Here is a 12,509-nt window from a genome sequence, read left to right on the forward strand (position 1 = left end):
TCTTGCATTCATTCCAAAAAAAAGAATAATTAACCACAGATGGACACAGATGGAATCTACTTATGCAAGAGGTCTAATAATTAACCGCAGATGAACGTAGATGAACTCTACTTATGCAAGAGGCCTATTTCTTACTTTCCCGTCGCCATTTTCCCCGTATGAGGCGAATTTCATCAAAGCTATAGCTATCCCCAAGATATTCTTTAATTGGGGTCAGGGAAATATCGCCAAGAGTTTCTAAGACTTGCAAAATTTTCTGCTGCTTCTCTACAGGAACTAACAGATTGAAATCTACTGACTGATTCTTCTCTATTAAATCGGAAAGATGACGAATAACTGTTGTCGGGCGAAGATTGCGTTTTGCTGCAATTTCTGCAACGCTAAAACCTTGTTGGTGTAACTGTAAAGTCAATAATTCAGTTTCTGAAGGTAAGTCCTGAAAACGTGTGGAATTATCCTGTTGATTTGACAAACCTTGTTCTTGACGATAAGCGCGAATTTCTGCAAGGAATTTTTCGCCATAGTTGGAAACTTTATGACTAACTATGCCAGAAAGTTTACTAAATTCCCTTAAGGTTTGGGGTTGGATCTGCGCCATTAATTTTAGGGTAGAATCGGCAAAGATGACGTACGGTGGGACAGATTGAGCGTCTGCAATTTGTTTGCGTAAAGCTCGCAACCTCTGCAATAGCATTTCCACTTCGGCGGCTTTTTCATCCCCCTCTTCCCAAGTTATCTTTTGTGCTACGGGAACCGCAATCGAAACTGTTCGCTGTCGCCGCATAACTTCCCAACTCAGGGCGTTAAGTTTTAGTACAGCGTAACCATCGCTGCTTTGTTCTAGCAATCCTTGGTGCAACAGAGAACGCCCCAGCATTCGCCACTCATCTGCTGTTTTATCTTTGCCAATGCCGTGGGTAGAAAGTTTGTCGTGTTCGTATTGAGTAATTTTTTGGCTTTTTCCTCCCCGCAACACATCTATAATATGACCCATACCAAATCTTTCTTTACATCGAGCCACGCAAGATAAAAACTTCATGGCTTCAATGGTCCAGTCTTGTACTGGTTTAGGATAACGGCAGTTGTCACAGTTGCCACAATTCCCTGCAAAACGTTCCCCAAAATAACCTAACTGAATTGTACGTCGGCAGTCGGTTCCTTCGGTGTAGTCTATCATTTGCCGCAGTTGATGTTTGGAAATCAACTGTTCTTGGGGATCTGGTTTTTGGTTGATCAGAAATTCAATTGTTTTGACATCACTGTAACTGTAGAAGAGTATACAGCGAGATGGTTCTCCGTCTCGCCCTGCTCTACCTGATTCCTGATAATAACTTTCTAAATTACGGGAGATATCAAAGTGAATGACAAATCGGACATCCGGTTTGTTAATTCCCATGCCAAAGGCAATTGTTGCCACCATAACACGCACATCATCCCGAATAAACCGAGTTTGATTTTTGCTGCGTTCTTCATCAGTTAATCCGGCATGATAAGGCAAGACTGAAATTTTATCGTGTTGCAGTTTCAGAGTGATTTCATCAACTTTTTTGCGCGTCAAGCAATAGATAATTCCTGAACCTTCTGTTTCCCGGATGAGTTCCAACACTTCGGCGTAAGCATACTTGGTTTTGGAACGGACTTCATAGTAAAGGTTGTGGCGGTTGAAGCTGGAAAGATGGATGCTGGGTTGTTTCAGCCCCAGTTGTTGGATAATATCAGTACGGACGCGATCGGTTGCTGTGGCGGTCAAGGCAAGAACGGGAATGTCTGGGTAGCGTTTCCGCAGTAACTTCAGTTGGCGATACTCTGGACGAAAGTCGTGTCCCCATTCAGAAACACAGTGTGCTTCGTCAATAGCAAAGGCGGAAATGCCAACTTGATGATGAACTAAGTCGAGAAACGGGAGAAATCTGTCACTCAGTAGGCGTTCTGGCGCGACGTACAGCAGTTTCACTTTACCGCTGAGGATGTATTCTTCGCGCGATCGCACTTTATATGCGTTCAGACTGCTATTAAGAAATGTTGCGGCAATTCCATTATCTCGCAGTGATTCCACCTGGTCTTGCATCAAAGCGATCAGCGGTGACACCACCACGGTTAAACCTTTTTTTAGCAATGCTGGTAGCTGAAAGCACAAAGACTTTCCGCCCCCTGTGGGCATAACAATCATTAAATCCCGATTTTGTAGCGCTTGTTCGATAATTTGCCGCTGTCCGAGGCGGAAGCTGTCGTAGCCAAAGTAATATTTCAGCGCTTGTTCTAAATTGGGATTCTCAGGCATAGGTCAGTGTGTTGCAAAAAAGGCATTGTGCCTGATTTACATCATAATCAATCTTAAGCAAACGCAGACAGGTAAGTAGTAACTATGGGTTCTCTAATTTGAACACATACTTTTTACCCGGTTCTTCTTCATGAATTCTCACCAGCCGACTTTCGCGATTCAAATCGCGGCACGGCTAGACGAAAGCCCCTACCCCGTAGTTTATTTACTTGAAAAGCGCTGTAAGTCTTCGGCTAACGCACTTGAAGGAGTTCTGCGGGATAAAGGCAGTAACCCAAACAAATAGCCCCCAACTTACTGGGGGCGTAAATTGCTGAGTGCGGCAAAGAGATGACGACTATTGCACCAAAATCGAACGTATCAAAATGCTCATAACCTCACCTGTGTTACTAGTTGGCACAAGGAGGACGGATGAATTCAAACACTATCGACCCACAACAGGTGGCATCACTACCATTCAAAGAGCGATCTGCGCCAATGCGTAGTGCCAGAATGCGATCGCAATTACCTAGCTGTCCGGCTATTTAGTTTGTCTTGGCAGAAGAACGCATTTTGTAGAATTGCAATTGTATCTAATTTTACTAATTATCTACAGTTGTATACAGTCAAATTTACCAGTCCCACACAACACGAGTAAACAACACTGGCTTCCAAAATACTTTCCGTAACCAGTTTCTCAACCTTAACAGACAATTATTTCTGTCTAGCACTACCTAGAGCAATTGACAAGTGATCTTAAAATCTTCCAATGTCAATCCAAAATGCCTTGAATTTTTATTAATAAAGAATTTCCTACGTGCAGCCATTTGATGCATGGGCAAGATGTCTGCCCGAGGAATCATAATGTTATGTGTAGCGTTATTAGCATTGATCACATATGCCGAAAGCAATTTGGAATGGTACTGTGTTAGCCGAAAGCGATAACACCGTAGTTGTGGAAAACAATCATTACTTTCCCCCTGACTCAGTTAACAAGCAGTACTTTAAGGAAAGCGACACTCACACAACTTGTCCTTGGAAAGGTCTTGCCAGTTACTACAGTATTGAAGTAGATGGACAAGTTAACAAAGATGCTGCTTGGTACTATCCTGATCCAAAGGAGAAGGCAAAGCAGATTGAGGGCTATGTCGCCTTCTGGAGAGGTGTAAAAGTCGAAGCTTAGTAAAAGTTTGATAATTCCAAAGTACCTCACCCCTAAGTGCTGTCCCAAGTTGGCACAGCAGTTAGGGGTGAGGGCTTTTGTAGAATTTGTAGTAAAGACCAACTATAGTGGTTAAACTTTCTTAACGCTTGATAACTCTGAATTAAGTTTTTTCTACTCCTTAGCAATAACAATATCGTTGGACTTGATCACTGCGTAAGCTTCTGTACCCTCAGACAAACCCAACTCGTCTGCTGAGACTCTGGTAATGATTGAGGTTAGCTCAACTTTATGAACAATCTCCAGCGTGATTTCAGTATTAACGGCTCCTGTAACAACTCGTTTAACGATTCCCTTAAGAATATTACGAGAGCTGACTTTGAGTCGTTTCTTCGGACTAAAAACTTCTATCTCAGGAGTTTTACTCTCCTGTGTTTCATACTGTTGAGTTGGTAGTGATGACGGTTGAGGAGACTGGTTGTTCAGGCTACGCACGAGTTCACGCAAAATTTCTGTTTTGGTGCGCTGAGACTGCTTTGAGATGTGTTCCAGAATTTTTCGCTCCTCCTCAGAGGTTTGAAAAGTGATCCATCCTTGTTCTTTTCTTGGCATAATTATACCAATTTAGTTGGTAATTTAGAGCTTTTCCTGGTACGATCCTACCAAGCGTCAATCCTTGAAAAATAAAACTCTGTTGAGCTGTTTTCCAATGAAAAGAAGATGATTTGTTACTTTCCTTGGTACAGCAGTCAGTTCGCCTTTGGTAGTTAGCTTGGCATTGTTTGATCTGTTCCCAGTTGTAGCACAAGTGACATCCTCCCAAACCATAATCTTTGGTTATCATATAAAAATAAAAATATCAAGACAATAGCAAGTTGCTGTTAAAGGTAGTACTCGCCCAGCCTCGCCAGTTCCTTAAGCAATCGTGTGCTAGTCTTAGTCAGCTTCGCCAAACACGTCTTATTACCCAACTCACTTTGTGTAGTTACCCTGGTTGTTGGAAGTAGGGAAGGCGTTTTAAAAAGAAACGCCTTGACAATATACCGATGAGCGTCCATGTGATAATAGGCGCAACCATGTGTTAAAACACGTCTTCTTCATCCGGCGTTTCATCTATCCCCATTTCCCACGGTATACCCTTCTCAGATGGAGGACAAAAACGGATTTTGGCAGTATTGGAAAATAGCTTTAAGCTATCAACCATTTGGGGAATAGCTTTCGCTATATGCCAGTAACTGTCTATGTCATAGCTGATAATAACGAGTATCAAAGTACCAGCGTTTATCTGGAAATACCAGTGACAACTAGACAACAAAGCCCGAGTTATGGAATCGCAAGCCTTGAAAAAGTGTTTGCCGGTAGCCTCTTCTAGTTGTCTTAGTAGTAACCCATCAAGTAGTGTTGGCTTTGGAGGCAAATCATCTGGAGAAAGAGGAGGAAGAAAATGTTTACTCATGGCACAAAACCTTTCTATCGACCGGATAGCTTATACATAAATTTGCACGGCTTGATTAGAAGACGCCAAATTCTCTAGATTTTTTTCCAAATTAAAATAAAAAAATTAATATAATGCGGGCATAAATTGCATAAACGTTGGAGTGGAGGTCAAAACAATTCAAAATTCGCTCATTCAAAATTCAAAAATAATACCCCATGACGCGTATCCAGGGGCTTGAAGCAAGGATGCTGCGCTTTTTTTTGTTTTCCATGTCGCGCAGCCAGGGGCTTGTATCCCAACTGTCAATTCAAAATTTTTTCTTAAATTTTAAACTACTGGACTTTAGACTAAGACATGAAAAATGAGCCAGCAATGCTGAGTTGAAGAAGTTTAAAGAAAAATGTTGAGTGTTAACACTTAAGGAGCAACAGCCCAATCCTTGTCAATGACCTATTGCATTCATTAAAAAGAAGCACCCCCTAAGAGTCCCCCCGCAAGCTTCGGGAAGCAATAAAAATCTTTTTCCCTCCCTGTTTACGGGGAGGGTTAGGGTGGGGTTCTAGGGACTTATGCAATCTTGTTTAATGTACAAGTTTATTTGTATAACAGCTTAATACCAATTCATAATAAAATTTGTACAAAATTCATGAGTTACGAGTATAAAACTCATAACTCATAACTCATCACTTTCAATATTATCCTTTGGAGGCTTCTGCCAAAGGAAAAATGATTTCATCCAAAGTTCTCAGTAATTCTTGCTCATTGTAAGGTTTGGAGAAGTAGGCTCTCGCACCCAATTGTATTGCCAGTTGACGATGTTTATCGCTACTACGAGAGGTCAGCATAGCAATCGGTATATCTTTAAAATCATTATTTGATTTGATACGACCTAAAAAGCCATATCCATCAACACGAGGCATTTCAATATCACAAATGACAGCCTGAACTCTCAAACCATTTTGAAGTTTATCTAGCGCATCTTGACCATCTTTAGCTTGTTCGACTTGATACCCTCCTTTTTCTAAAGTTAAAGCTAAGAAGCGCCGGACATTAATTGAGTCATCTACAATCAAGATTGTGCCTTTCTCATTCATTGACACGACAGGTTTGTCGTCAGCTGGCGTCAGGAAAACGTTCTTTAACCTTGCTGATGGTAGTTGATTGGTTCTAGGCGTGCGCTCATTGGTAGTAATCCAATAGAGTAACTCGTTGGCGTTCACCAGTGGTACTACCCGACCATCACCTAAAATCGTACAGTTGCTGAAGCCACTAGGCAGAGGTATGTTTCCTTCTACTCGACGGATCGCAACTTCTTGTTCACCCCAACAACGGTCTACCTGCACCGCTATTGCTTGATTGCCTTGGTTGATTATGATTACGCTTGCAGCATTGATTGCAGGGGGGCTTTCTTGGTTCGGGTTATCGTAGCGGGGACAATTAAACTCCAAATGCCGACCGAGGCGAACCAACGGTAGCATGCTTCCTTGCCAATTGAGGACTTCGCTGGTAGCGAGTGGAAACACCTGTTCGTTATCAAGCAAGAATATTTCTGAAACCACATCTGTGGGAAATGCTAAAAGCATTCGATTGCTTTCTATCAAAAGCACTCTTGCAACTGAAAGTGTAAATGGTACTGACAGCGTATAAGTCGTGCCCTTTCCGGCTACGGTATCGACTTTGACATCTCCCCGCACTTGTTTCAAGTTGCTGCGAACCACATCCATACCGACACCGCGACCGGATAATGCCGTTACTTGGTCAGAGGTGGTAAATCCTGGCTCAAAAATCAGCGATAGCAGTTCTTCATCGGTAGCTTGCGCTATGAGAGTTGGTTCTAACCCCATAGCTATAGCGCGGGCGCGGATTTTATCTAACGCAATTCCGCGTCCATCATCTTTGAGGGTAATAATCGTGCGATTACCTTGATGCGTGGCTTTAATCTCAATCAATCCTTGCTCTGACTTACCGCAGGCTAGGCGTGTTGCTGGGTCTTCGATCCCGTGGTCGAAGGCATTTCGTAACATATGCATCAAAGGCTCATTTAAAGCCTCTAAGATGCTACGTTCAATTAAGATACCAGCACCCTCGATTTTCAGTTGCACATTTTTGCCGTACTCTACAGACAGGTCGCGCAAAGCCCTTGGAAAGCGGTCAACAATATCGGACAGTGGACGCATCCGTACTTGAGTCAGCTTTCTTTGCAACTGCTTGGATGTTTTGGTGAGTTTGCGGGCAAATTGGTCAGTATCGTCAATACTGAGTTGAATATCAGTGGTGACTTCTTGCACCTGAACGATAGTTTCCATGACTTCCTGAGAGAGCAAGTTTAATTCGTTATAGCTATCCATTTCTAAGGAATCAAACCCGCCTTGTGTCTGGTTGCCATCGTCAAATGCTATAATATGCTCCACTTTGTCACTCGGTGGCAACGCCAGCAATGGAACACCAGTTGGCTGCACGCCACCAGTTGCTATTCTGTCGTAAGCTGTACGTAATTGCTGATTTTCTCGATCCAGACTTTGCACTCGCTGGTTCAAATTGCGAATAAGTTTGCGTAACCTCTCAAGTTGCAAATTCAATCCGTTTCGCTGAATAATGAGTTCCCCAAACAAATCATTAATTTGCTCGAGTTGCTTACTAGGAACTCGGACTGTATTTTCTTGAGATTCACTCTTATTGCTACCAACAGTTTGTTCGACTTTACGTTCAACAAATTTGTAATTTGTTGCCGGAATTTCTTGAGCAACAACTGTTTCTGGTTGCACTTCAACTTCAGCGTTACTCTCCTCAGCGAAAGCTGCCTCTAAGGCTTCAAAATCAGCTGCAATGATTTCACGATCCAGCCAACTTTCGTCAGTTTCTTCTGGTAGCAGAATATCTGGTGCAACTTCTGTTTCTGGGTCTAGCGTGGGTGCTGCTTGTGCTTCTAGCAGTTCTATTGGAGTATATGCTGCGGCTTCATGTGCCAAATCCTCCAGTTCAATTGCTGTCGGTAACCTATCGAGTTGATGTGTGATTACCAAAGCTTGCGATCGCCGCCATGCTTCCAAAGCAGCACGGGCAATTGTTTCTATCTGCCAGGGATCACCTGCTTCCAAGTGGTTTGCCACTGATTCGCAAAGTTGAGTAAAAGCTGGCAACTGCAGCATTTCACCCAAACCACCCAACTCAGCTGCCATAATCGCAACTTCTTCTTTCAAACAGGGCTGGGCGCTATCTGCCAACACAGATTCTAGGCGTTGCAAACACCCTTCTACCTCTGTTTCAAACAGCAAAGGGATGATATCTTGCCCATCTTCTGGAGACAGCATACTTGCTGCATCTTCAGGGGATGGGTCGCCCAAACGCGCATGGAGTTCTTCAAAAACTGGATAACAGAAAGTCGATAACCACTGCTCATCTACACTATTCCCTTCTGATAGCAATTCCACTATCTGACGTAGCCAATCTACTCCAGATAGCAATAAACTTTGCAATTCTGTATCAATTTCTAAAGAATTTTTTCTAGTTTTTAAAACTTTAAACGAATCTTCCAAACGGTGAGCCAAATCACTCAGGGCGCGAAATCCCATCATGCCTGCGCCACCTTTAATTGAGTGGGCAGCTCGGAGTGCGGCGTTGATTTTTTCTAGAGAGATGCGATTGTTGGTGTTAAGTTCCAGCAATACCCCTTCCAGGGTATTGAGGTAATCAGTCGCTTCCTCCAGAAACTGCATCTGGATTTCTAATTCTTTGTCCTGTGACATAATATTTGCTATCAGTCATTAGTCATTAGTTATTAGTCATTAGCATTAGTCATTGGTCACCGAGAATGACAAAGGACAAACGACCAATAACTAATTCACCTTGAATGTACCGACAGTCGCTTGCAATTGCTGCGAAATCTCCACAGTTTGTTGCAAAGACTTGGAAACCTTCTTGGAAGAATCGCTTGTGCGCTGCGAGGAAGCAGCAATGTCTTTCATTAAAGAACTGACTGTTTGCGATGTTTGAGCCTGCGATGCTGTGGCGATTGAAATCGACTGCACCAACAAGTCAATCTGGCGCGAAATCTCTAATATCTGCCCGAGATTTTGCTTGGCATCTTCAACAATCCGCGTTCCTTCGACAACCTGAGTGGTTCCTAGTTCCATCGCTTGCACAACTTCTGTTGTTTCGCGTTGGATATTTTCCACAATTTGTTCAATTTCTTTGGTCGCCGCCGCACTTCGGGCTGCCAGTTCCCCAACTTCCTCAGCGACGACTGCAAAACCTTGACCTTCCTCACCTGCACGTGCGGCTTCAATACCAGCGTTGATGGCGAGTAAGTTGGTTTGCATAGAAATCTGATTAATCAATGCCACCACACGCGAAATTTGTTGCGTCGATTCTCCTAAACGCTTGACTTTCTTGGCGGTTTCGCCGACTGTTTCTCGCAAATGCAAGATGTTTTGCACCGTCATATCCATTGCCATGCCACTCTTTTTGGCAGTTTGGGCGGCGGTATTGGCAACTGAGGCTGCTTGCTGGGCGCTGGCGGCGACTTGTTGGATCGATTGAGCCATGTCGTCAACAGCATCAAGAGTGTTGTTGATTTCTGCTGCTTGAGCGAGTGCTGACTCTGTGAGTTCACGGATAGCGCCTTCGTTCGAGCCTATAGCCTCATTCACAGAGGTAGCGGTTTCCTTAACTTGAGTGACGATATCGCGCAAACTTTCAACAATCGAGTTGAAAAAGTCGGCTACTGTGCCAATTTCTCCCGCCGTGACTTCTGCACGTACTGTTAAGTCACCCGCGGCTGCACCTTCTACCTCAGAAAGGAGTTCCAAAAGTTGCATTTGTAGGGCTTCTTTCTGTTGGCGTTCGTCTTGTGAAACTTTTTCGGCGATCGCCCTTGCTTTTTCGACCTCCTCAAGAAGCTGTGCTTGCTCTAGGGCATAGCCCACTTGAATCGCCAGTTGTTTAAACAAATCTATTTCAGCTTGTTGCCAATTCCGAGGGCTGTCACAATGATGAGCAATCATCAAGCCCACCAGCTCCCCACCGATAATAATTGGTGCTACCAAATTTGCCTTAACAGCAAATTTCTCCAACATTTTGATGTAACAAGCTGCATTGCTGAGATTAGGATCTTGATAGATATTGGATATTGCCCGTACTCGACCATCTTTATAAGTTTCTACATGGCGTTCTCGAAAACAGGGATCGTCGATTTGCACTCCCAACATCCTTGGTAGCCCAGCCGTAACTGATTCAGCGACGACATCTCCATCTAGGGTTTCTAGATTAAATTTATAAATGACAACCCTGTCTGTTTTCATCGCCTGACGAACTTCTCTGACAGCAGTTTTGTAAATGTCTTCGACTTTCAGGCTTCTACGAGTTTGCAGGGTAATATCTGCGAGTACCTTTGCCCTTTGGGTGTCTAGTTCTTGTTGTTGAACGAGGGTTTGGAGTTGCGACGCCATTTGGTTGATGTTGGCACTCAAAACGCCAAATTCGTCTTCTGAGTGCACCTCCAAACGGGTATCGAGTTCTCCCTTGCCAAGTTTTGCCACTGCTGCGGTCGCTTTCGCAATTGGTTCTGTGGTACGTTTGGCTAACCACACTGCAATCAAAGCCACAATTAATCCTGTCAATCCTGCCCCTACCGCTACTGTTAGCAACAGTTGTCTTGTGGGCTCAAATGCGATCGCTGTATCTGTAGCCAGAATGGATTGCCAGTTCAAAGTTGGCAATCCTTCTGGGGTTATGGATGTGTAGCTGACAAGTTGCTCTTGTTTTTCAGTTTGATTAACAGTAATAAAAGTATCGTCTTTTGTTTGTGCTTGCTGTTGAGCTAAACCAGGAAAATCTCGTTTAGCATTTCTACCTATATGTTTTCTGTCCGTCGCTAAGAAAAATTTTCCCGACCCATCAATCAAATAGTATTTATGCCCTGATTCTGCATAATTCTTGACCACCTGGTCTAGAGTTTTTGCGGGCATCCTAGCTCTCACTATAGCAAGCGTCTTTCCTGCGGTATTTTTCACAGGCGCTGCAATATTAATGCTATAAGCCCCTGTATTACTTATTACTTCTGGTTGACTGATGTAAGGGCGATCGTCCTGTTTGACTCTTTGAAAATAATTACTACTGCTTTGATTAGAAATTGGATCTCCTTGGGATTGGGCAACGACATCGCCGTTTAAGTTGAGTACTGCAATGCTGTCATATACTTTATAAGTATCAACAAACTTATTGAGCAATGCCTGCTTTTCCTTTTGAGAAAAAGCATCACTTTGCGAATTTGTGATAATTGGTAAACTAGATATGAGTTGAATATCGTTGTACCGTTCTATCATGAAACGGTTTACTTTGTCTGCCAGACCTTTGGCTTCGGCTTGTTGAAGTTGGGAAACTTTATTGGTTAAGGAATTACTAGCAACTAAGTACGCAAGTATTCCAATTGCCAAAACTGGTACTGTCCCCAGAGCGATCGCGAGTAATGTAGCTTTGGTACTTAACTTTAGTCGCTTCAAAGTTGTAGATGCACGATTTGCCTGATTATTAGGAACAGTGCCAGTACTCGCCTCGTCAGGCAGTTTTACGACATTATTATTTGTAAATTCAGATAGAGATGAGTCATTTTGATCATCAATACTTTTAGCAGGATCAGTTTTATTAAACATAAAGGCATTCTCCTGAGGTGGTGAATGAAAACACGAAAAATAAGTTTTTCTTTGGAGTACACCCTAATCACTGCGGAGAATAGAAGACTGCACAATCGCTTGTGCATCTAATACAAGCAATATTTCTTTTCGTTGAACAACGCAACCGCGTAGATAGGGGATTAAACTCGATGCGACTTGTCCCACAGGAGAGCGAATATCCTCAGGCATAAACTTAGTCGTACCTTGTATCTCTTGTACAACCAAGCCTAGAAGTACTGAATCCACCCGAATAATGATAACGTTATACAGGCGTTGCCTACTATCTAAATATTCAAGATTCAACATCTTTGGCAAATCGACTGCCCAAACGATACGGCTCCGCCAGTTCATCAATCCTAGGATACAGCCGGGCATATTTGGCATGGATGATATAGTCTCAACCGGCACAACAACAGCTTCTTGCGTGTGCCTCATTGGTAAGGTGGCAGATGTATGTCTATTGAGTTGAAACTTGAGATAACCATCCCCCAAGCTATTTTGATTTTGTTTTAAAGACGCCAGTTTTGAACTATTCATTCGATTCAAATCACCACAGATTTAATAGCTCGTAGGAGCTGATCGCGGGTGTAAGGCTTGGTAACATACGCATCAGCGCCTTGTCTCATTGCCCACAAGCGATCAATCTCCTGATTTTTTGAACTGCAAATCACAATCGGCACTTTTTGAGTCGCCGGATTTCTCTTGAGAGAACGACATAGCTCAAAACCGCTCATTCCTGGCATAACCACATCAGTTACGATCACATCTGGGTTTTGTGATTGTGCTTTTTCTAGAGCTTCTTTTGCCCCAGTCGCTTGAATAACGTTATAACCACTCTCTTCTAGATAATGGCTCATCAGTTGCAATTCACTGGGAGAATCTTCAACAATCAGAATTGTGCCAACCAAAGTAATACTCACCCCTGCATCTCCTATATAACTAAATGTACTTTATTAAACTGCGTTCTTTGTTCTTTTC

8 protein-coding genes are annotated in these 12,509 nt (G+C 43.1%); 1 reads left to right on the plus strand and 7 read right to left on the minus strand.

Annotated features, from left to right (window positions below; translation table 11 throughout):
- Positions 1 to 124 precede the first annotated feature (124 nt).
- Positions 125 to 2,281 carry a DNA helicase RecQ gene (recQ, locus tag AACT52_RS06150; protein ID WP_073629706.1) on the minus strand — a complete coding sequence of 719 codons (2,157 nt, stop codon included), beginning with the start codon at positions 2,279 to 2,281 and terminating at the stop codon, positions 125 to 127.
- Between the two features lie 877 nt (positions 2,282 to 3,158).
- Between recQ and AACT52_RS06155 the strand changes: the two genes are divergently transcribed.
- Positions 3,159 to 3,443, plus strand: coding sequence for a DUF427 domain-containing protein (locus AACT52_RS06155; protein ID WP_073629708.1), 285 nt, complete (start codon positions 3,159 to 3,161; stop codon positions 3,441 to 3,443).
- A gap of 153 nt (positions 3,444 to 3,596) precedes the next feature.
- Here the strand turns inward: AACT52_RS06155 and AACT52_RS06160 are convergent, their stop codons facing one another.
- The 6 genes from AACT52_RS06160 to AACT52_RS06185 all read right to left on the minus strand — a co-directional run bounded on the left by AACT52_RS06160 (position 3,597) and on the right by AACT52_RS06185 (position 12,451).
- Entirely contained in the window at positions 3,597 to 4,034 is a 438-nt protein-coding gene (locus AACT52_RS06160) for a TOBE domain-containing protein (RefSeq protein ID WP_073629710.1), read from the minus strand.
- Positions 4,035 to 4,503: 469 nt separating this feature from the next.
- The gene (locus tag AACT52_RS06165; protein ID WP_073629712.1) at positions 4,504 to 4,878 is read right to left on the minus strand and encodes a hypothetical protein; all 375 of its coding nucleotides are present in this window, start codon (positions 4,876 to 4,878) and stop codon (positions 4,504 to 4,506) included.
- A 677-nt stretch (positions 4,879 to 5,555) separates the two neighbouring features.
- A complete protein-coding gene (locus AACT52_RS06170; protein ID WP_073629714.1) occupies positions 5,556 to 8,606 on the minus strand; it encodes a hybrid sensor histidine kinase/response regulator in 3,051 nt (1,016 codons plus the stop codon).
- A 90-nt stretch (positions 8,607 to 8,696) separates the two neighbouring features.
- The gene (locus AACT52_RS06175; RefSeq protein ID WP_073629716.1) at positions 8,697 to 11,510 is read right to left on the minus strand and encodes a methyl-accepting chemotaxis protein; all 2,814 of its coding nucleotides are present in this window, start codon (positions 11,508 to 11,510) and stop codon (positions 8,697 to 8,699) included.
- 63 nt (positions 11,511 to 11,573) lie between these two features.
- Entirely contained in the window at positions 11,574 to 12,068 is a 495-nt protein-coding gene (locus AACT52_RS06180; RefSeq protein WP_073629718.1) for a chemotaxis protein CheW, read from the minus strand.
- 5 nt (positions 12,069 to 12,073) lie between these two features.
- Positions 12,074 to 12,451: a response regulator transcription factor gene (locus AACT52_RS06185; protein ID WP_073629720.1), complete on the minus strand. Its 378-nt coding sequence runs from the start codon at positions 12,449 to 12,451 to the stop codon at positions 12,074 to 12,076.
- Positions 12,452 to 12,509: the final 58 nt, after the last annotated feature.

Source organism: Scytonema sp. HK-05 (assembly GCF_963872035.1).
Lineage (GTDB): Bacteria > Cyanobacteriota > Cyanobacteriia > Cyanobacteriales > Nostocaceae > Kalymmatonema.

Bases quoted from the DNA above. Each gene is read 5' to 3' on its own strand.
- AACT52_RS06180 (WP_073629718.1), bottom strand. From the start codon at position 12,068: ATGAATAGTTCAAAACTGGCGTCTTTAAAACAAAATCAAAATAGCTTG.
- AACT52_RS06170 (WP_073629714.1), bottom strand. From the start codon at position 8,606: ATGTCACAGGACAAAGAATTAGAAATCCAGATGCAGTTTCTGGAGGAA.
- AACT52_RS06175 (WP_073629716.1), bottom strand. From the start codon at position 11,510: ATGTTTAATAAAACTGATCCTGCTAAAAGTATTGATGATCAAAATGAC.
- AACT52_RS06160 (WP_073629710.1), bottom strand. From the start codon at position 4,034: ATGCCAAGAAAAGAACAAGGATGGATCACTTTTCAAACCTCTGAGGAG.
- AACT52_RS06155 (WP_073629708.1), top strand. From the start codon at position 3,159: ATGCCGAAAGCAATTTGGAATGGTACTGTGTTAGCCGAAAGCGATAAC.
- AACT52_RS06165 (WP_073629712.1), bottom strand. From the start codon at position 4,878: ATGAGTAAACATTTTCTTCCTCCTCTTTCTCCAGATGATTTGCCTCCA.
- recQ (WP_073629706.1), bottom strand. From the start codon at position 2,281: ATGCCTGAGAATCCCAATTTAGAACAAGCGCTGAAATATTACTTTGGC.